Genomic DNA, 20,478 nt, shown 5'->3' on the forward strand with positions numbered 1-20,478 from the left:
TAGGGTATATTAACGGAACGGTGGCTCGTTAAAGGTGCGTAATTTACGAGAATGCAGTTGGTCACCCTCCGCGCGCAACAAATCTATGGCGCGAATACCAATCTGCAAATGCTCGGAAATGGCACCTTCATAGAAGTGATTCGCCTGCCCCGGCAGCTTGATTTCACCATGTAGCGGTTTATCTGACACACACAGTAATGTGCCATAAGGCACCCTGAATCGATACCCTTGTGCCGCAATCGTGGCACTTTCCATGTCAACTGCCACTGCACGACTTAAGCTAAAACGCAGCGCCGAGGCCGAGAAACGCAGTTCCCAGTTACGATCATCGGAAGTCACGACCGTTCCGGTACGCAGCCGTTGTTTGACTTCAACCCCCGGCATACCGCTGACCGCTTTGGTGGCGTCATATAATGCCCGTTGAACTTCAGCAATACTGGGGATCGGAATATCCGGTGGCAGCACCGCATCCAATACATGGTCATCACGCAAATAAGCATGAGCCAATACATAATCGCCAATCGCCTGGCTTTCACGTAAACCACCGCAATGCCCGATCATCAGCCATGCGTGTGGCCGCATCACCGCCAGATGGTCACAAATGGTTTTGGCATTAGAGGGGCCGACGCCAATATTTACCAGCGTAATGCCATGCCCGCTTTCAGCGATTAAATGATAGGCCGGCATTTGGTATTTTTTCCATGCCAAATCAGATGTTGTCTTCTCTGGATCGGCAGTTTCAGCAGTGATGTAGCTCCCCCCGGCACAAGATAGCGCCTTATAAGGGCTAGATGGATCCAGAATCTGCTGACAGGCCCAACTGACAAACTCATCAACATAGCGGCTGTAATTGGTAAATAGAATATAGGGCTGAATATGTTCTGCCGGTGTGCCGGTGTAATGTTTGAGTCGTGCCAGGGAAAAGTCTGTCCGTAGCGCATCAAAATGCGATAGCGGGAAATCGGCTCCGGCAATATCAATACCGTCAGTGATGCCATCACCGATTTTAGCCAAATCGGTGGTCGGAAAATGCTGGGCCAGCCCTGCGGTCATCGAACGGTCGAGAATCAGGTCTGAGCCATCGATAACAAAGGGATACGGCATTTCTTGTTGTGACGGTGTCACTTCAAACACGGCATTGTACTCACTTTCGAGTAATGTCAGCTGTTCAGTCAGATATTCTTTGAATAATGTTGGCCGAGTGATTGTGGTGCTGTATTGGCCGGTGCGCGAAAAACGGCCATAAGCTCTGGTGCGCTGATGATCTCGGAATCGACCATCCCAACTGACACTCAGCTGTGGATATGAAAATAAGCCCTTCGCCCGGTCACCCACATCGGGCAAAGCCCCATCGCGAATATAGGCGCTGATGGCATCACGCAATGCGGCCAGCGCCGCCGCGTATAATGTCTCCAGCCTCTCTATCGCCTCAACGGCCGAGAGATGAGTTGTCGCTTGTGATTGATTCAAGATATCTCCTTGCAATACGCGTAAAGGCAGTGTTTAGCTTACTCAATAAATCCGAACAGCAATAGAAATAGCACTATTTTGCCACTTATTCCCGCGTTTGATTCCCCTTCGCCGACCTTAAAATAGTCGCTGTCGCAGATAACACTTTATTTTCTGCTTTGAAAAGGTCTCTTTTGCGTGGCGAAATCATTTTTACGCAGTGGTAGTTTGGACGATATTCTGGCATTGGGCGAAAACGGACAGCCGGTTTATGCTGCTGCACTTCAGATTAGAGAGGCATTGCGTCTCAAGAAACAGCAGCCGATTGCCGATTGCCTGGCGATCCCTCAACTCAATGAACAAGGTGATCGCATTGACTGGTATGCGCCTATTGAAGGTAAAGTGACCTCATGGGTTGCGGCCAGCACCACAGAGCGAAAATCCGCGATAAAACAACTATCTGCCTGCCTCTCCAGTGCCAATGATTTATGTCAGCGTGCGCAAAAGTCAGATAAAGCCGCTCAGCGGTTATTCGGTGTGTTGTTGGCCAAAGCCCTGCAATTTCCCGATCAGAATCATGTTTATCTGGTGGCTGGCAAACCGGTACTGACTTTTTGGGGATTTGTCAGTCAGGATCAAAAAACACGAACCGACCCACTTGATTGCTTACGGCAAACAGCTGAAGCTATTGAGCCGACTTTTTCACCACTGAGCGCTGTGCAATCTGCACCGGTCGCGCCGCCGGTTGCCGCGATTAGCGAACCATTACCGCCAGCTGATATTGCACCTGCCATAGAGCCGACTCCAGAAGCTGTACCGCCCTCCCTGCCTGAGAAAAAAACATCTCATTGGCTGCGGTTCAGCTGGGCATTGCCCGTTCTGGCATTAATTATCGCATTAATCGTGCAATTCAGTGGCGGAATACCGGAAAGTGCTTCGGCGTCTCCCGAGGTTAAGCCAGCGGAGGCTAACAATGAGATGGCTGAAGATAAGACAGTTAAAGATAAAGCCGAGCCTGAACCCAGCACCCCGATTATCAAGATGGCTCAGCCGCTGCTGGAGCCAAAACTCCCGCTAGCACATGCCACTATTGTTCCCCCGGCACCTGTTTTAGTAGCACAACCGGTTGCTGCGCCAGAGTTAACTGCCGCGCAGAGCAAGAGTGCGCTGATACTCCCGTTCGACGCGGTCAAGGTGGGTTCAACCACCTTCCTTAATGGCAATTGGCGCGTCAGCCCCGATATTAAAGCCGCCCAGACAGGTAGAGCACCGAGCCTGAAATATCAGATTAAGAATGGTAAAGGCACGGCAAAAATCACCCATGGTGACAACGTCACCTGTCAGGCCAATATTACCGCCGGGCTGATGAAATCGGGGAATTTGGTGATTAACAGCCGCTATAGGGCGCAGTGTAGTGATGGTTCAAAATATCAAATGCCTGAGATCGTCTGTAAGCAAGGCCTTACCGGTATTGCTGATTGCAAAGGCCGTTATGATGCCAATACCACACTTCCAATGACGATGAAGCGCGAGACTAAATAATATTATGCTGGCAACGATCACTGACTATAAACAGAAAATTTCGCTGATTCAGAATAGTGGTATCCAGTTTTTGGATTTCGCATTAAAACCTCAATTTGATAGCGAACTGCCGAATAAATTTGTGCGCAAAAGTGCCAATGGCCCGCTATTACGGTTGAATTACCATGAACATAATGGCAAATATTCACTGATGGTACCGGGTGCGGCCCCTGAGATTGTAAAACCGGAATTTAGCTTCCCGCTGGAACAGTCACTTAAGCTGCTGAATAAAATTTGGCTTCCCCTGCCGTTCTTGCGTTTTAATCCCCCGCGTAGCTTCGTTAATGGGCCGGATAATTGGGCCAGAGTACAAATTTTAGTGTTGGATAGCCCTGATCAAGATGGGAATACCTTAAGGGTTACTCTTGCTTTTGATACCAAGGTTTACGCTGAAGGCCATGCTAACGAATATCTCGCGCCCAATGAAAACGATATCAAAACCGGATTAAGTTTTGCCCTGGCTTACCATAATGAAGAATTAGCCGAATTTCTTGATTTGACCTGGGTGGATGGCTGGTTACGCGAAGTCTTTATTCAGCAAGCTTCTGAGCAGGAAGAACGCACCGCTCGCCATATTAGTGCATCGTTACGCGAGTTCGAATATCAAGCTCACTATCTTAATTTGCTGGAATTATTGGGCCGCCAGGTGGGTGTGCCAGAAATCAAAATCAATACCAGCACCCTGCAAGAACCTGCAGTGAATGTCGATCTTATTCTTGATGTCGGTAACTCTCATACCTGCGGTATTTTGGTGGAAGACAGTAGCGACGAAAGTCATGGACTGAAACAAACCTATGAATTGCAAATCCGCGATCTGAGTGAGCCTCACCACCTCTATAATGAGTTGTTTGAGAGCCGGGTTGAATTCGCCCAAGCTAAGTTCGGCAAACAGAATTTTTCAGTAGAAAGTGGCCGCGATGATGCCTTTGTCTGGCCGTCGATTACCCGTGTCGGGAATGAAGCCAGCCGTATGGCGCTGCACCGATTGGGAACCGAAGGTTCTACCGGTATTTCCAGCCCACGCCGCTATTTATGGGATGAAGAAACCTATACTCCAGGCTGGCGTTTCAATGAAACGCAAACTGCGCAAATACATGAACCCTTAGCCACCGCATTGCCGCTGACACATCTGGTGAATGATGACGGCCAGCCCTTATACAGCATACCAGTCGATGAGCGGCTGCCAGTATTCTCGCCACATTATAGCCGCAGCTCATTGATGACATTCATGTTATCGGAGCTACTGGCGCAGGCGCTGATGCAAATAAACAGCGCAGCACAGCGCTTGAAAATGACTCATGCCAACGCCCCGCGCCAGCTGCGGGCCATTATTCTCACTCTGCCGTCAGCTATGCCCAAACCTGAGCGGGAGATTTTCCGCCGTCGGATGAATGAAGCTATTGCACTGGTGTGGAAGTCCATGGGTTGGCATTCAGCAGATGAGGACTTTATCTTTGAGCAAAAACCGATCTTTGAGCAAAAACAGGTCGCTGAGCAAGACCGGACTAAAAACCGAGTCTTGGTGCCGACAGTTCAGATGGAATGGGATGAAGCCACCTGTGGTCAGATGGTTTATCTGTATAACGAAACCCAGGTTAACTTCGGTGGGCGTACTGCCGCGTTTTTTGCCAGCATGGCACGGCCAGACAAGCAACTGGAGTCGGGCGAAACCGCAGGGAAAACCTTACGAATCGCCTCAATTGATATTGGTGGCGGCACCACGGATCTGGCCATTACGCAATACTGGCTGGATGATGGTATGGGCAATAATGTCAAAATCAGCCCGCGTTTACTGTTCCGCGAGGGGTTTAAAGTCGCGGGTGACGATATTTTGCTGGATGTTATTCAGCTCTATATTTTGCCAGCCCTACAGGCTCGGCTTAAGAAAGTGGCTATTGCCAATACTGATGCACTGATGGATCGGCTGTTCGGTAATGATGGACGAATGGATGGACAATCGGCGTTACGTCAGCAAGCCACGTTACAGATATTTATGCCAGTAGGCCGGGCTATTTTGGAAGCTTATGAACGCTTTGACCCATTGGATACCAATGCAGAAATCGACGCCAGCTTTGGTGAGCTATTATCGCAGCATCCCACATCGAAGGTGTTGGAATACATTAACAGCGAAGTTCAGCGTGAACTGGCCGCCGATGCTGGAGCATTCGATATCTTGCAGGTGCCGCTGGTATTGAAATTAAGTAAATTGCACGGCGAGTTCTTATCTAACCGGATGAGTATTACTCAAAACCTGCGTTCGCTGTCCGAAGTGGTGTCGCTCTACAGTTGCGATGTGTTGTTATTGACGGGGCGCCCTTCGCGCTTCCCAGGTATTCAGGCCCTATTCCGTCACTTACAGCCGCTGCCGAATAACCGTATTCTTTCTCTGGATGGATACCATACCAACGATTGGTATCCATTTAACAAACAGGGCCGAATCGATAATCCTAAATCCACCGCGGCGGTGGGGGCAATGCTATGTTTGTTGTCACTTGATTTACGGCTAGCCGGTTTTTACTTCAAAGCCGGTGACTTCCAGCCTTATTCGACTATCCGCTATCTTGGCATGCTGGGCAACAACGATGCCCTGACCGATGAAAATGTCTACTATCGCGATATCGATCTTGATAGTACGGATTTCACCCTACCATCTGACGTGCGTTTTCAGGTCAGAGGCACGTCATGTCTGGGTTTCCGCCAGCTTGATAATGACCGCTGGCCAGCATCCCCGCTCTATACCTTATCGATTATCGATCAAGAACTGGCCCGTAAAGTTGCCGGAGACGGTGCCTTGTATGTCAGGTTGAAACTCGTTAAAGGTGATAAAACTGTCTCTGATAAAAACAAGAGTCCGGAACGTTTTGAGATAGCTGACGCGGTACTGCAAGATGGCAGCCGTGTTCCACTACATCATCTGCGTCTCAAGCTAAACACACTCGCCAGTAATGGCTCAGCATCAACCCATTATTGGATTGATAGTGGGAGCGTATTTAAAAAATGAAATCATTAACCAGCCGCCAGCTTAAAAGCCAGCTTCAACAGGTTACCCAAGGCATTGATCAGACGATTGATTGGATTAACACGACGCGTCAACATGCCCTTCGTCTGGATATTGAAGCTGATCAACTGACCGTCAAACTGCGTCGCCAGCGTAACAAGGCTCTCCATCTGTCTGAAGTGTCATTAACGCCCATGAGTATTGGCTTTTTTGGGCAATCTCCTGCCGGAAAACAGCATTTGATTTCAGCGCTGATTGCCGATGAAAACGGTCAGTTAGAAACCACTCTAGCGGGAAAGACACTTAACTTTTGGCAGCAAATCAAACCTGGCTACCAAGCCAGTGGTCTGGTGACGCGGTTTAGTCACCAAGTGGCTATCAATCATGAAACTCATCCAGTACAACTTTCGCTACTGAATGAAATTGAGCTGGCCAAAATAGTGGTGGGAGCCTATTTGCACGATAGTCAGCAAGACATGGTGCAGCACTCACTGAGTGAGCAACATATTACCGACCATCTCCAGCAATTGACGATGCGCAAGCAACAGACTGCGATTGCAGGGATAACCGCTGATGATGTCATTAGCCTTTGGGATTATCTGGCTCGCCATGACGCCCCACGCCAAAAGAGATTGGAAGCCTATTTCTGGCCGATCGCCATTGAATTGGCACCGTATTTACGAATTGATGATCGGGCCATTTTATTCTCACTGCTGTGGGCTGAATCGCAGCCCTTGACGGATGCTTATCGTCATTTTGCCTACACATTTCAGCACCTGGATAGCGCGCCACTGCTACTGGCCCCGCTAAGTGTGTTAGTTGACGACATGTTGTTGCCCGCCAACGGCATCATGAATGTCGCCACGCTCAATGACCTGAATACCCCAGCTGATACTCAGATCCAAGTACTGCCGTTGAAAGATACTCTCGCCGGGAAATCGGTGACGTTGTCACTGGCTGAATTGACATTTTTAGCCGTGGAACTGCATATCCCATTACGTATGTCTGCCACTGATAATGTATTCGAATCAGTAGAATTATTAGATTTTCCTGATTTTGGCGACGAATTCGATACGCCCGCGCAGGTAGCGCATTCGCCTTATGCACTGGCTGGGTCGTTATCATGGGCAAAAAACGCCTATCTCCTTGAACGCTATACGGAGAGGCAACAAATCAATATGCTATTGATCTGTAATGCAGTGAGCCACCGTAGTGACGTTAAAACCGCGGGTAAATCACTGGATTATTGGGTTAAACAGTCTCAGGGCGAAAATGCCCAAGTGCGCTCGCGCCGCAATCCTGGCCTCATCTGGGCGCTAACACCTTTCGACCCGCGTATTGCTTCAGATGGCGCAACAGCTTCTGATAGCGCAAAAAACCATGATGAAGCGGTACAGCGCTATGTTGGCCAACCCGGTGATAGCAGTTGGGGTACCCTGCTGGCATGGGATACTCGCGGCATAGAACGGATGGTGAGTTATCTGACACAAGAAATTGGCCGTGATATTAAGGCCGAACGCATCACCGAGCAGCTTAATGAACTGCAACGCGAATTGACCGAGAACATGCTCGCCAGTTGGTATCAGCCAGTCACCAATGAATCACAACAGAAGCAGCGTATTGCAGAAACTTTACTTAAAGCACTGCAAACCCGAACTGGCCTGCATGGCGAATTGCTGGAGCGATTATTACCTGCGCGTGATGAGTTACGGGCTTTGTATTTACAACAACAAAACCGCGTTGCTGAGCTGATATCCGCTGGTGACAGTCATCACGATCCATTCAGTATTGGCATTGATATTGACTTGTTCAGCGACTCATCTTTATCACCGGAACAACCGACGTCTACCGCGATACTGTCTGGTGGGGATGATGAAACTCAATACGCTGTGAATGTGCAACGCTACTGGGTTAATCACCTGCGGCAGTTACCCGATAACGGGCCGCTTATTGAGTTGTTGGGGATCACCAAACCGACTATTGAGTTGCTGGTTGCTGAGTTAATCACCGCCAGCATTCGATTAGATGTCACTGGGCAATTGGTTAAAATACTGGCTGATAATGAGCAAGTCAGTTTGCATCGCGATACTAAGGCCGATCGTCAAGTCTCTCGCGCCCTGACGGTGTTGGGTGATTTCGTGGCCTGGCTAGGATTCCTGCAAATCAATGAAACTCAACGGCCAGATAGCCGTATTAACCGGGGCTATAAGATTTTTGCGCGCATCCCTACATCCGCATCACCGATAGGCGCTTCGCAAAGGCTGACCAAATTGGCCCCCACACCCACCAATAACACGGCATTTTATATTTATGATTGGTTGGTTGGCTTAGGTGAAATGATTATTCATAATGAGGGTTATTCTGCTAGCAGTGAAATTAGCGAGCAGCATCAAGCGCAATTAGCGGCCATATTAAAACCCATCCAGCCAATAGCTATGTCATAACCTATTTTTTCATCCTTTCCAGCGCAACGCTGGGAAGGGTATTTATTTTAAGTGATTTATCCTTGATTTTCAGTTAATTAAATAATTATTCACTTGATATCACCTTACGTCGCTTTGTGATCAATCTTCGGTTTTTGCATTCTGGCTATTCGGCGTTCTTGCACCTTTGATGAAAGCGTGTTTATCTCTTAAAGCTTACTACACTGATTTCATTTATCAGACTTATTACACTTACAACACTTATTGATGAGATATCCCGTGAACTATTCCACTGCCCATTTCGCTCTACTAAACACCGCGCATGTTGACGCGGTAGTCGTCGTGCGCGTGGTGGTGGTCGGCAGCGCGCCGTAACGGGTACCGAATCCAGAAAGATTCCCAAACCCCGCCGGCGCCAGCCGAGCGGGGTTTCTTTTTAGCCCCACTCTGTTAGCTACCGGCCCTGATGAAGGATATAACCATGCGTTATACAGGCGCCCAATTAATAGTTCGTTTGCTGGAACAGCAAGGCATTACCACTGTTGCAGGTATTCCAGGTGGAGCCGCGCTTCCGCTGTATGATGCTCTGGGGCAAAGTCGCATTATCCGCCATGTACTGGCGCGACATGAACAAGGCGCTGGCTTTATGGCTCAGGGCATGGCCCGAGCCACGGGGCAAACTGCTGTCTGTTTGGCTTCCAGTGGCCCGGGCGCCACCAACTTGGTTACCGCAATCGCCGATGCCAAGCTCGATTCAATTCCACTGGTTTGCATCACCGGACAAGTCTCATCCTCAATGATCGGCACTGATGCATTCCAGGAAGTCGATACCTACGGCATATCGATTCCTATAACCAAACACAATTATCTGGTGCGTGATATCAGTGAATTGACACGGGTCATCCCGGCGGCATTTCGCATTGCACAATCTGGCCGCCCCGGCCCGGTATGGATTGATATTCCCAAAGATGTACAAACAGCGGAAATCGAGCTTGATTACTTGCCTGAGCTAGGGATTGCCGATAAACCTTGCCCGATTGACCCCATTGCCATTACGAAAGTTGCGCAAATGATCAACAGCGCAGCGCGGCCAGTGCTCTATCTCGGGGGCGGAATAGTCAGCTCTGAGGCTCATGAGCAAGCCATCCAACTGGCTGAACAAGCCGGTTTGCCAACCACTATGACATTAATGGCATTAGGCACTATGCCAGTTGACCACCCATTATCATTAGGCATGTTAGGAATGCATGCTGCGCGATCCACCAATTTCATCATGCAACAAGCGGATTTATTGATTGTACTCGGTGCTCGATTTGATGATCGGGCTATCGGAAAAGCCGAACAGTTCTGCCCTGATGCCAGTATCATTCATATTGATATCGACCCGGCTGAACTGGGTAAGATTCGCCGACCACATTTGGCGATGAATGCGGATATCAAACAGGTATTAACTCACTTGCTGCCCTTGATAGAATCGCAAGCGCGCAGTGAATGGCGTAGCAAGGTTAGCGATATGCAACGCGAGTTCCCATTCAATCAGCCCAATAGCGAAAATCCATTGTGCCACTATGGTTTGATTCGTGCTGCTGCCGCCGCATTGGATGATGAAACCATCATTACAACCGATGTCGGCCAGCATCAGATGTGGGTAGCTCAGGCCTATCCTCTGCATCGCCCCCGCCAGTGGTTAACCTCCGGTGGGCTGGGCACTATGGGGTTTGGCCTGCCCGCGGCAATTGGCGCAGCATTGGCCAAACCGTTGGCAAAAGTAGTGTGTTTTTCCGGTGATGGCAGCCTGATGATGAATATTCAAGAGATGGCGACGGCTGCGGAAGAGCAACTTAACGTTAAGATTATTTTGATGAATAACCAGTCACTCGGGTTAGTCCATCAGCAACAAGACCTGTTCTTCGGTAAGCGAATTTTTGCCGCAGATTACCCTTATCGCACCAATTTTATTCATATTGCAGAAGGATTTGGTTTCTCAACTTGTGACCTCAATACCGCCAGTGACCCTTATAGCGCATTACATGAGGCATTAAATCGCCCTGGCCCGGTACTTATTCATGCTCTGATTGATGTAGATGAAAAAGTATATCCAATGGTGCCGCCGGGTGCGGCAAATATCGATATGATTGGAGGTGAATAATATGACTAGTCAACTCGTCTCTTCTGCACGCGTCACGCTGTTGTTAACGGTACGCAACCACCCTGGGGTTATGTCGCATATTTGTGGTTTATTCGCCCGCCGCGCCTTTAACGTTGATGGGATATTATGTATGCCACTGGCTGGCGGAGAAGAGAGCCGTATATGGTTGCAGGTATTAGATGATCAACGTTTACAGCAAATGATAAGCCAATTGGAAAAACTCGAAGACGTGCTTCAGGTGTGCCGTTTTGACTCTGAAATGCCTATTTTTGATCAAGTTGAAGACTTAGTCGCCAATCAGCGGTAATAGCGCAGTCGCATTTCTCTATCCTGCTTAGCACAACGGCTGGTATGGAGAAAATAATAAGGGCGGTATCGATATTATATCGTTAACCGCCCTTATTTCATGAAGTCGCGTTAAATTATGCCAACAATAATTTTTGCAATTCGGCCAGTGAACTGACTTGATAACGCGGTGCAATATTCTCATCCGCCACTGCACCACTGGTATTAAGCCAGCAAGTATCAATACCTGCATTGATACCTCCCTGAATATCCGAATGGAGGTTATCTCCCACCATCAAAATATTTTCTTTCGCGGGGTTATTCATTAAATTGAATGCATGTTCAAATATAGCCACATCGGGTTTAGCCACACCGACTTGCTCCGAGATAATCAACGGAGAAAAAATATTTTTTAACCCGGTTCGCTCCAATCGGATAGTCTGCAATTCGGTGAAACCATTAGTAATTATACCCATATTAACTTTACCGCTTAAAGCATCGACTAACTCACGCGCACCAGGTAGCAGTGAACAGATATCGGCCATAGCAATTAAAAACTCACTGTTCAGGCGAGTCGCTGCCACACCCAGCTTTTCAGCCCACATTTCAAAACGTGTGCTTTGTAATTCGGATGCCGATATTTTACCGTCCTGATAATCAACCCAGAGTGGTTTGTTAACCAACTGATAATGTTCGAAATCTTGTACGGAGAAATCCACATTAAAGCGCGAGAACATCAGCTTTAGTCCTTGATAAGCATCAAAGTGGAATAGAGTTTCATCCGCATCGAACAGTATCCATTGATATTTCATTACTATTGTCTCTCTGGCTTTTGGCATTATTAGGCGCGCCATGGTAGCGAGTATTGCGGTTGGTGTATAGATAGAGACCTTTCATAGCAGCAGCGCAGCGGATATATCGCGATCTATCATGATAGTGGCATCACCGGTAATTAACGGGGTATCAAACGCAGCTAATACCTTTCGGTTAATTTCAATCAGCGCGTCATCAAGTTTAACTTCCATATCAGCGGCGATATCCACCAATTTTTCGCGCTCCCAAGAATCGCGTGAAATCAGTAGTCTTAAGAATGTCGCAACGCTATCAGTTAAATTAGTTGTTATTGCTGCCATCGAGCGTGGATTAATTTCTTCTGCTGTTTGCACCGCAGCCATTTGCGTCACAAACAGATCCTCAAGTAATGTTACCAACCCTTGGCTTTCCTTTTTCAGCAGATTGACGCGATCGACATCAGTCACCACATCAATGGCCGCAGACGGTAGACTTAATGTCATTGGCGTTGCACGGCTATCAAGGTCGGTATAAACCAATTTACTGCCCAGACCAAAACGTTTATATACCCGCTCAAGGAACTTCACTTCTGGTGGCGTAATAGTACCTTCGACCTGAATCAAGTGAGCCAGGAACCGCGCTATAATTCGGCGATTTTCCAGTGAAAGCGGCTCTAAGTTATTCTTCAGCGCTAGCAGTGTATTAGTTTTCCGAATACCCGGTTGCAAATAGGCTTTCAGGCGCATCCGTTGACCGGGACTCAGGAAGCCCCATGCATCAATATGTCGGGTCAATATTTGCGATTCAGGTTCACCGATACTTCCATCAAACATCACCGCAGCACAGGCAAGTTCGACAGTCAGCATCGTGACACGGTAGGTATCGAAGGTTGCCGACTCCGCAACCAGAGATTCAATAGGAAACAGTGCAACAGCATCTTGTAATACAGGCGTGCGATTATCTGCCCGGACATCAGGCTCAATACCCACTTGCAAAGACGCTAATGCATAAGTTAATGCCATAACATGGCTGCGTGATAAGCGCTCTAATGGCTTGATGCCACAGGCCGTAGTGAGTTGAAGAAACAGCTCACCCAATGTGACCATCAATAACCCATAACCGACTCGAGCTTTGATATTCTCTAATTCAGTTTTTAATGCCACAGACCACAATGCCCCCGGCATTAATAACTGCCCTTCCAGTGACATTTTTTTCTTCGGATTAACACTGGCAAAGCGGTTATAAATATCAAGCTCTTGTTGGCATGCTTCAAATATCGCTCGCAACTTATCGCGATGCGCTTTACACACAGCAACATTGGGTAGATCGGCAATTTGTTGGAAGAACTCTTGCCCCATCAAACCCGCTGATGCAGGCCGATAGAATATTTGCAACTTGGTTTTATTAACCGGTAATAAAAATCCGTCGCCATACTGCTCCTGATAACGCTGAAAGAACAGAGTGGCAAAAACATCCGCACAATGTGCCATAGAAATATTTTGGTTAATTGCCGGGTCAGCTTCTCCCCATGCAAGTGCCCATGGTGCCGGTAGTGGTTTCTGGTCAAGGGCTAATTGCCCCAACCCAACCAATAAAGCTAGTGGCAGTTCAGTTGAAGCTTCGCGAGTTGTAGGAGGAGCTGAGAGATAGAGTTTTTCATCTATATTCACTCGGGAGATATAAACTAATAAATTCTGTGCATAATGATTAAACGCGTTATTTTTCCCATAAATATTCAGCAGGCGATTAATTTCAGCTTCAATAATAGGAAGTTCTTTCTTTGCTATTGGGTCGATAGCCGCATCAATGAGTACACGATGCTCTAAGCCATAGAAAAATAAGAAAACATAGCCAATATCTGCTGTGGGAGATTTGCGTCCTTCGGCTAGCCATTGTAAATACCCTCTTCTCGCTTCAGGCGAACAAGTCGAGTAATCAGGTGCACTATCAATAAGTGGCAATGAGATATCTATTTCTTCTGTCGCCACATCCATTGATGGATTAATAAATGCTGGCTCTGCGCCGGTGCGATTACTTTTGTATTTATTACCAATATAAATCATACCATCAGGTAAGTTTATTCCGGCAACCACTGCCAGTTCCCCAGGGCGTAACCATGACGCACGAGCTAAAGAACCTCGCGATACATCAGGCTGTTTTTTCTTGTCTTTTTTTGTTTCATCAACAGTGTGTTTCTTCTTGACTTCGTCTGGCGTGATGGTTTGCTCTGATTCTAATTGAGAAGCGGCAACTTGATAATCACCCAGGTCCGGAACCGCCGCGGTTTTTTGCATATCAGTATTAATCGATGGAATTGCGGGCTTCTTGGTTCCGTTGAGATTCTGCCAGACAAAAAACATGCATAAGATAGCCGCACTCAGTGCAATCCACGCCTCTCTTGGGATCCCTGTCATCAGCCCTAAAGCAACGATCAGTAGGATAACCCAGACGGTACCAGTAGATTTTCTCTTAGCCACGATGGTTTATATGCCCCTATCTTAAAATAATAATTTTTATTCTGCCTTTAAGGGCAATTTTTAATAAATAATTCTTCTTACTGATTCTCTTTACACAAATTAAGCACCGTAAAAACACAGAGGTCACCTATAAATTGCACTTAAGTCCAATTTATAGGTTAAATAATAAGTCGTATTATATTTTATATAATGGCGCGCTCAGTAGAGTGCATGCCCAAAAGGTCATAAACCAATTATGCCAGTTCACTATGCATTCAGCTAGCAAAGATATTTATGCTTCACCCCCATTCCCATAGCTAAACTCAATCTGACGGTAACGTTTTATTATTATTCTGGTTGCAAATAATCCTATATGGTTAGATGTAGCAACCAAGTGACATTTAGCACAATTGTGGGGATATATGCAGAAACTCGCTGAGATAATTGATATGACTGCCCATCCGATCAACGACCCGGCATTCATTGCACAATGTAAAAGTACCTTAGAAACCTACGGTGCCTTGGTTTTATCTGATTTTTTATTACCACTGGCCCTGAATAGTATTAAGCAAGAAGGTATTGAGCATAAACATTTAGCTTACTACGCGGCTAATCAACACAATGTTTATTTGACCAAAACTGATCCGGAATTTGCCACTGATCACCCACGGAATCGATTGGTCACCTCATCAAAAGGCTGCATTACCGATGAGGAAATCCCCGTTGGTTCTGCACTACGAAAACTCTATGGTGCTATTGATTTTCAGTTTTTTCTCTGTGCTGTCTTAGGCGAAGATCAGCTCTATCCCTACGCCGATTCTCTTTCTTCAATTAATTTACACTACGCCAGCCAAGGTCAGGAATTAGGCTGGCACTTTGATAATTCATCTTTTGCCATCACCTTATTAATACAAAAACCTCAGGCGGGTGGCGTGTTTGAATATATTAAAGAGATGAGAGATGCCGATAAAGGTGAGATGAATTACTCCGGAGTCGAAGCACTATTAAACCATCAAATCGCGCCCAAAACATTGCACATTGAACCGGGGGATTTAGTCCTATTCCGCGGCAGAAATGCCATTCATCGAGTGACGCCAACACAGGGTGATATCACCCGAATGCTGGTGGTTCTAGCTTATAATTCACAGCCCGACATTTCGTTATCTGAAAGCGCCAGAATGACGTTTTATGGCCGACTTTAGTTTTATTTAAGACAACTAGCGGGCTTCCATGCCCGCTTTAATAAAGAAAAAACCGGTATTAAACTACCCCTGTGGTTACGCTAAAATGGCGAGTTTCTCCTGGAGATAACATCTGCAAAGTGCCCTTTTCTTTTGCAGCTAAATACCCTTCAGGGCGACAGGTTGCGGGTAGAATAAAAGCAGCCACTTTCTGATCGCCATTATGCAGTATCCAGCGAGTGCCATAATTAAACTGCTCAGTTGAAAAACGCGTTACAAACCGATGTCCTTGTGGGGCAAGCATAAAGAATTCTGCATTATCAACATATTGCGAAAGATCATCAGCAAAGAATACAATTTCCGGATCATAAAACTCAGGCTCATTTAAATCAGTAAGTCCCGCCGGGCGTTCCCGTAATTGCTGAGTGTATTGCAGCCATTGTGGTGTCGGACGAACATGTGCGGGCACCGTCTCACGTAATTTTAAGGCTGATCCAGGTAAATTTTGCCGGAAAGTGGCCCCTGGAATATAAGCGTAATTCATATGACACATATATTGTAGAGGCATAGCGATACTGGCTAAGTTAGTGATATTCATTTCAATATCGAATTGTGCACTATCTGCTGTCAGCCGAACTAGCGGCTGAGCACAATAGTGGTCACCAAAACCTTTTACATATTCCACACTGCCCGTCAATGCCAGTCGATCACCATCAACAAGTAACCAGGCTTGATCTATTTCGGCGCATGGCATTTCACCATGTAATACATGATCGTCCTCAGGTGATGGGCAACCGTTGCGCAGCAGACCTGAATGGAACGCAAAACAACCGTAAGTATCGACAATATTCTCCCCCCTCTTAGGCTGAGAAAACATGTTATCCATTTTGAGATTGTGACCATCAAATTCTGCATCCCAAATCATCTGGCCGTAATAAGGTAACAGAGTTACATAACCTCTTGAGTTGGTGATTTTTAACGCTTCAATACCTGATGCATATTTAAAACTGGTCACAGTAAAATTATCGCTGTGATAAATTTCCTGCTCATGACGGCTGAATTGTTCACGAAACAGCATTATTTTGGCGGTCATTTATGATTACTCTCCGGTTAATTAGGATTCATTATTTGCCAATATTGCCGCATTGACCCGCTGCTTATTGCGCAGTTCACCCCAAAAATAGAAACCTACATAAACAAAGCATAGTAATGAGACAATGAAAGCATGCTGCATTGAACCCAGATGGTCAGAGACAAAGCCTTGCAATGCCGGAACGACGGCGGCACCCACTATTGACATGACAATGATGGCTCCAGCAACTTCGGTATATTTATTATCCACAGTGTCCAAAGTGCCAGCATAAATAGTCGCCCAGCAAGGCCCGAACAAGACACTGACAAATACCGCCGCATAAACTGCAGTAAAGTTAGGTACGCATACCACATATAACAGGGTTAACGCCCCTAAGATGGAATAGGCAATTAATACTTTCTCAGCTTTAAAATGAGTCATCAGGAAGTTGGCAATAAATTTACCGATAAAGAAACAGATAAAGCTATAAATCATAAAGTTTGATGCATCTCGCTCATTGGATGCGCCCAGGTTTAGCGCTAAGCGAATAGTAAAGGACCATACCGCAACCTGCATTCCCACATAGAGGAACTGCGCCATAATACCTTTTTTGAAGCGACTGTTTCCTGCCAGATACTTCAGTGTTTCTTTTAATGAAGGCTGAACCACTTTTTTATTATTGTCACCTTGCGGTTTACAATGAGGATAACGGGTAATGACAAAAAGCAGCATGACCAATAACAGGACAAAAATCAGGTATTTATAAGGTTCTAATGTGTGTTCTAACATGCTTAGGCGGAATTCATGAATCTGTTCTGGCGTCATTGATGCCATTTGATTCTGTAAACTGTCACCTTCCTGGAATACCAGATATTTCCCTAATACGATCCCCATCAAGGCGCCAATAGGATAAAAAGTCTGGCTTATATTGAGCCGCAGCGTTGCATAATCTTTATGACCAATCATCGAACTGTAGGTATTCGCGGCTGTTTCAAGAAAACTTAACCCAATGGCAATGGCGAAAATAGCCGCCAGAAACATCGTATAGGTTGCCATATGAGAGGCCGGATAAAATAGAGTACAACCCACAATATAAAGTGTTAGCCCAATCAATATAGCGACTTTATAACTGCTTTTTTTGATCACTAATGATGCAGGGATAGCAATCAGAAAATAACCACCATAAAAAGCACTTTGTACCAGTGCGCTGGCAAAATCGCTAAGTGCAAAAACGCTTTTAAATTGGGTAATTAAAATATCATTCAGACTGGCTGCACATCCCCAAAGAGGGAATAAACAGGAAAGCAAAATAAACTGAAATAAAGGTGTTTTATTTAAATAGCCATCGGGCAGTTGAACGGTATTAAGGCGCATTTTATTTTCCTTGGTGTAGGGTTTTTAAAAAATCAATAAATTGCGACGCGTCAGGGTAAGAACGTTGCGTTCCTTTGCCGGTGACACTGTATGCAGCAAAAGCAGATGCCATTTCCATGGCTTTTAATACATCGCCATGCAAGACATATTCATGAGCAAAACACCCAATGAAAGCATCTCCCGCACCGCTGGTATCTATGGCGTGAACACTGACCGGTGGAACATGATGAATTTCTTCGCCATGCATCCATAACGAACCACGATGCCCCAAAGTAATAATCAGATTATGTAGGCCTTTATCTAATAAACTACGCCCTGCCCGATAGATATTATCCACACTGTCTACTGGCATTCCTGTCAGAATAGCCAGTTCTGTTTCATTTGGCATAAAGAATTCACATTGGCAGGCGTAGCCAATATCCAATGCTTTGGAGGCAGGAGCCGGATTAAGGATAACTTTAATATTATTCTGTCTCGCAAAATCAATGGCTGCGTAAACCGTTTCTAACGGGATCTCGAGTTGTAAGATAATCAGTTGGCACGTTTTTAAGGCATCTGCGGCGGCGTCAATATCTGCTGGTAATAGATGGTTATTGGCGCCTTTAATAATCAAAATGCGATTTTGTGACGACTTATCGACAAAAATCGGGGCCACACCACTGGAGGTTCCCGCTACAGCTTTAACATGTTGGGTATCTACCCCTGCTTGTTGCAGATTTTTAATGGTATTTTCAGCAAAAAGATCATCACCTACGCGGGTAACCATCATGACATTGGCACCTAATCTGGCAGCTGCCACCGCTTGATTCGCTCCTTTTCCCCCGCACCCGATTTCAAAATCTGGTGCTTCTAATGTTTCCCCGACTTGTGGCATGTCATCAATATAAGTAATCAGATCAACCATATTCGAGCCAATGACTGCAATATCCATTGTCTATTCCTCTATGCTATTTTTTTATCATTAAATGTTATTGCAATAACATTAGCAGGGATGAAATGTTATGTATGTGACAATGATCGCATCAATGAAAGCAGGGTTTGCCGAGTTACGGCCTTAACCAGAGCAAGTATAATGTTATAATTATAACAATTGGTAAGCGGCAGTGATGTAAATGAAGGTTCGCTAGTGATGCAGAAAGTCGGGCAACGTTCAGAAATGGAAAATCCCGGCCACTACCGCACCGGGATTCTAAACAAAAATTTCGGATACTTATTTAATCGCCATGGCATCGCGTATGGTAAAGAACAAATCAGTTTGGTCTGTTAGACCAACAACATTCGCAGCATGTGGGCCGTAAGCGGCAATGCGTAATTGTGTACCGGTATGCCCTTGAGAATCATCTTCTGAGTTACCATAACTGATGGCCATTATTGCGCCATCTTTGGTGGTTAGAGCCTGAGTTAGGCCCGGAGCTTTGGCATCAGCCTCAATAATTTGGCTGGAATGAGCATGGTCGGCGGTCACTATAACTAGTGTGTTGCCATCTGCGCGGGCAAATTCCAATGCTTTTTGCACTGCTTCGTCCAAATCAACGGTTTCGCCAAACTGGCCACAAGGGTTAGCGGCGTGGTCTTGTTTATCAATTGATGCCCCTTCGACTTGTAAGAAGAAGCCATTTTTGTTGGTTTTGAGCAGGTCAATGGCCTTTTCCGTCATGACGGCCAAGGTTGGCGTACTCTGAGTTCGCTCAGCATTGTTCTCACAAACCACCGGCGGTTTATCAATATTGCCGTGATAAGAGGCTTTTGGCCCCTGCCAACGCACCGGCATGTTGCCAGAACTGAATAACCCCAACAGCGGTTTTTGTTGGTTTGCTTGTGTGATGGCATTCAAATCATCCAGATTTTCGACAATCACATAACCGCGAGCCAGTGCCTGATCACGCAAAGATTTATCTTTCCACTCACCCGCTTTAGCCAGTTGGCTGAATGATTTTGAGCCGCCACCCAAGGTAACATCAGCGCGCCCTTCAATCATTTGCTCAGTGATGGAACCACGACCACCATTCTCCAGCGCATTAGTGCTGCACTTCTCACTGGTTTCTTCAGGACCGTAACATTTGCGGCCAGTAACATGAGCAAATTGTGCCGCAGGCGTTGCATCTTGCAGTTCAGCCGTTGAAACGTTGCCAGTAGCTTTACCTGCTTTTTTAGCCAATTCCAGCAGGCTGACGTGATCTTTCCCGAACACATCGACACCCAAAGCGCCATTATAGGTTTTCACACCAGAAGACCATGCGGTAGCAGACGCGGCCGAGTCAGTCACATAATCCGGTTTCTGTGTTTTCTTATCTAATGAATAGTGTGTGTATTGTCCGGTCAGCGGCAATGCATCAATCCCTTTGAAGAAGCCACCTGCGCCCATAGCATAGTTACGTGCCGAGGTTATCTCTGAGTCACCCATCCCATCGCCTATCAGTAAAATGACATTTTTTACCGTTTTGTTGGATAGCGAGTCACGAAGAGCCTGAGTTTGGTCTTCTGTTAAACGACGAGCCCCCCCAAATTGAGTGATATCACCGTGGGCGCTGCGATCGTATAAACCGGTAGCGGCTGCAACAGCATTAGGTGCGAACAGAGAGCTGCTCAATATCAAGGTGGATAACGCTATGCCGGACAAAGTGGATACGCGATTCTGCATCAGTAGAGTTCCTTGTTGTAAAACAGTAATACAATTTGTATTGATTGGTTACAACGGATACTAGAACAGGCGAATGA

General features: G+C 46.4%; 14 protein-coding genes. 7 read left to right on the top strand and 7 right to left on the bottom strand.

The features are described from left to right. Nucleotides 1–9: 9 nt before the first annotated feature. A complete protein-coding gene (locus ACF3VQ_RS10260; RefSeq protein WP_392435210.1) occupies nucleotides 10–1,470 on the bottom strand; it encodes an AMP nucleosidase in 1,461 nt (486 codons plus the stop codon). Nucleotides 1,471–1,647: 177 nt separating this feature from the next. Here ACF3VQ_RS10260 and ACF3VQ_RS10265 point away from each other — a divergent pair, with 177 nt between their 5' ends. The 6 genes from ACF3VQ_RS10265 to ilvN all read left to right on the top strand — a co-directional run bounded on the left by ACF3VQ_RS10265 (nucleotide 1,648) and on the right by ilvN (nucleotide 10,907). After that, on the top strand, nucleotides 1,648–2,991 hold the full coding sequence (locus tag ACF3VQ_RS10265) for an SrfA family protein (RefSeq protein ID WP_392435211.1): 1,344 nt from the start codon (nucleotides 1,648–1,650) through the stop codon (nucleotides 2,989–2,991). A gap of 4 nt (nucleotides 2,992–2,995) precedes the next feature. Continuing rightward, entirely contained in the window at nucleotides 2,996–6,031 is a 3,036-nt protein-coding gene (locus tag ACF3VQ_RS10270; protein ID WP_392435213.1) for a virulence factor SrfB, read from the top strand. Further along, complete coding sequence (locus ACF3VQ_RS10275) at nucleotides 6,028–8,472, top strand: putative virulence factor (RefSeq protein ID WP_392435215.1); 2,445 nt, start codon at nucleotides 6,028–6,030, stop codon at nucleotides 8,470–8,472. The genes ACF3VQ_RS10270 and ACF3VQ_RS10275 overlap by 4 nt, the downstream gene beginning before the upstream one ends. A gap of 246 nt (nucleotides 8,473–8,718) precedes the next feature. After that, nucleotides 8,719–8,826, top strand: a complete 108-nt coding sequence (locus tag ACF3VQ_RS10280; RefSeq protein WP_392435217.1) for an ilvB operon leader peptide IvbL — start codon at nucleotides 8,719–8,721, stop codon at nucleotides 8,824–8,826. A 106-nt stretch (nucleotides 8,827–8,932) separates the two neighbouring features. Then, the gene (gene ilvB / locus ACF3VQ_RS10285; protein WP_392435219.1) at nucleotides 8,933–10,600 is read left to right on the top strand and encodes an acetolactate synthase large subunit; all 1,668 of its coding nucleotides are present in this window, start codon (nucleotides 8,933–8,935) and stop codon (nucleotides 10,598–10,600) included. Between the two features lies 1 nt (nucleotide 10,601). Further along, nucleotides 10,602–10,907: an acetolactate synthase small subunit gene (gene ilvN / locus ACF3VQ_RS10290; RefSeq protein ID WP_392435221.1), complete on the top strand. Its 306-nt coding sequence runs from the start codon at nucleotides 10,602–10,604 to the stop codon at nucleotides 10,905–10,907. Nucleotides 10,908–11,022: 115 nt separating this feature from the next. Here the strand turns inward: ilvN and yjjG are convergent, their stop codons facing one another. After that, nucleotides 11,023–11,697, bottom strand: coding sequence for a pyrimidine 5'-nucleotidase (gene yjjG, locus ACF3VQ_RS10295; RefSeq protein WP_392435525.1), 675 nt, complete (start codon nucleotides 11,695–11,697; stop codon nucleotides 11,023–11,025). 81 nt (nucleotides 11,698–11,778) lie between these two features. Continuing rightward, nucleotides 11,779–14,154, bottom strand: coding sequence for a TerB N-terminal domain-containing protein (locus ACF3VQ_RS10300; RefSeq protein WP_392435222.1), 2,376 nt, complete (start codon nucleotides 14,152–14,154; stop codon nucleotides 11,779–11,781). Nucleotides 14,155–14,555: 401 nt separating this feature from the next. On the opposite strand from ACF3VQ_RS10300, the gene ACF3VQ_RS10305 reads away from it, so the two are divergent. Further along, nucleotides 14,556–15,335, top strand: a complete 780-nt coding sequence (locus tag ACF3VQ_RS10305) for a 2OG-Fe(II) oxygenase (RefSeq protein WP_392435224.1) — start codon at nucleotides 14,556–14,558, stop codon at nucleotides 15,333–15,335. A gap of 58 nt (nucleotides 15,336–15,393) precedes the next feature. Here the strand turns inward: ACF3VQ_RS10305 and ACF3VQ_RS10310 are convergent, their stop codons facing one another. The 4 genes from ACF3VQ_RS10310 to phoA all read right to left on the bottom strand — a co-directional run bounded on the left by ACF3VQ_RS10310 (nucleotide 15,394) and on the right by phoA (nucleotide 20,401). After that, complete coding sequence (locus ACF3VQ_RS10310) at nucleotides 15,394–16,407, bottom strand: aldose 1-epimerase family protein (RefSeq protein ID WP_392435226.1); 1,014 nt, start codon at nucleotides 16,405–16,407, stop codon at nucleotides 15,394–15,396. A 21-nt stretch (nucleotides 16,408–16,428) separates the two neighbouring features. After that, nucleotides 16,429–17,760, bottom strand: coding sequence for an L-fucose:H+ symporter permease (gene fucP / locus ACF3VQ_RS10315; RefSeq protein WP_392435227.1), 1,332 nt, complete (start codon nucleotides 17,758–17,760; stop codon nucleotides 16,429–16,431). A gap of 1 nt (nucleotide 17,761) precedes the next feature. Further along, nucleotides 17,762–18,691: a ribokinase gene (rbsK, locus tag ACF3VQ_RS10320; protein WP_392435229.1), complete on the bottom strand. Its 930-nt coding sequence runs from the start codon at nucleotides 18,689–18,691 to the stop codon at nucleotides 17,762–17,764. Nucleotides 18,692–18,970: 279 nt separating this feature from the next. Beyond that, entirely contained in the window at nucleotides 18,971–20,401 is a 1,431-nt protein-coding gene (phoA, locus tag ACF3VQ_RS10325) for an alkaline phosphatase (RefSeq protein ID WP_392435231.1), read from the bottom strand. Between the last annotated feature and the right edge of the window lie 77 nt (nucleotides 20,402–20,478).

It is taken from the genome of Yersinia fenwicki (assembly GCF_043099325.1).
In the GTDB taxonomy this organism is placed as follows: domain Bacteria; phylum Pseudomonadota; class Gammaproteobacteria; order Enterobacterales; family Enterobacteriaceae; genus Yersinia.

Coding starts and splice junctions, on each gene's coding strand:
- ACF3VQ_RS10275 (WP_392435215.1), top strand. CDS start 6,028: ATGAAATCATTAACCAGCCGCCAGCTTAAAAGCCAGCTTCAACAGGTT.
- ilvB (WP_392435219.1), top strand. CDS start 8,933: ATGCGTTATACAGGCGCCCAATTAATAGTTCGTTTGCTGGAACAGCAA.
- rbsK (WP_392435229.1), bottom strand. CDS start 18,691: ATGGATATTGCAGTCATTGGCTCGAATATGGTTGATCTGATTACTTAT.
- yjjG (WP_392435525.1), bottom strand. CDS start 11,697: ATGAAATATCAATGGATACTGTTCGATGCGGATGAAACTCTATTCCAC.
- ACF3VQ_RS10270 (WP_392435213.1), top strand. CDS start 2,996: ATGCTGGCAACGATCACTGACTATAAACAGAAAATTTCGCTGATTCAG.
- ACF3VQ_RS10280 (WP_392435217.1), top strand. CDS start 8,719: ATGAGATATCCCGTGAACTATTCCACTGCCCATTTCGCTCTACTAAAC.
- ACF3VQ_RS10305 (WP_392435224.1), top strand. CDS start 14,556: ATGCAGAAACTCGCTGAGATAATTGATATGACTGCCCATCCGATCAAC.
- ilvN (WP_392435221.1), top strand. CDS start 10,602: ATGACTAGTCAACTCGTCTCTTCTGCACGCGTCACGCTGTTGTTAACG.
- phoA (WP_392435231.1), bottom strand. CDS start 20,401: ATGCAGAATCGCGTATCCACTTTGTCCGGCATAGCGTTATCCACCTTG.
- ACF3VQ_RS10310 (WP_392435226.1), bottom strand. CDS start 16,407: ATGACCGCCAAAATAATGCTGTTTCGTGAACAATTCAGCCGTCATGAG.
- fucP (WP_392435227.1), bottom strand. CDS start 17,760: ATGCGCCTTAATACCGTTCAACTGCCCGATGGCTATTTAAATAAAACA.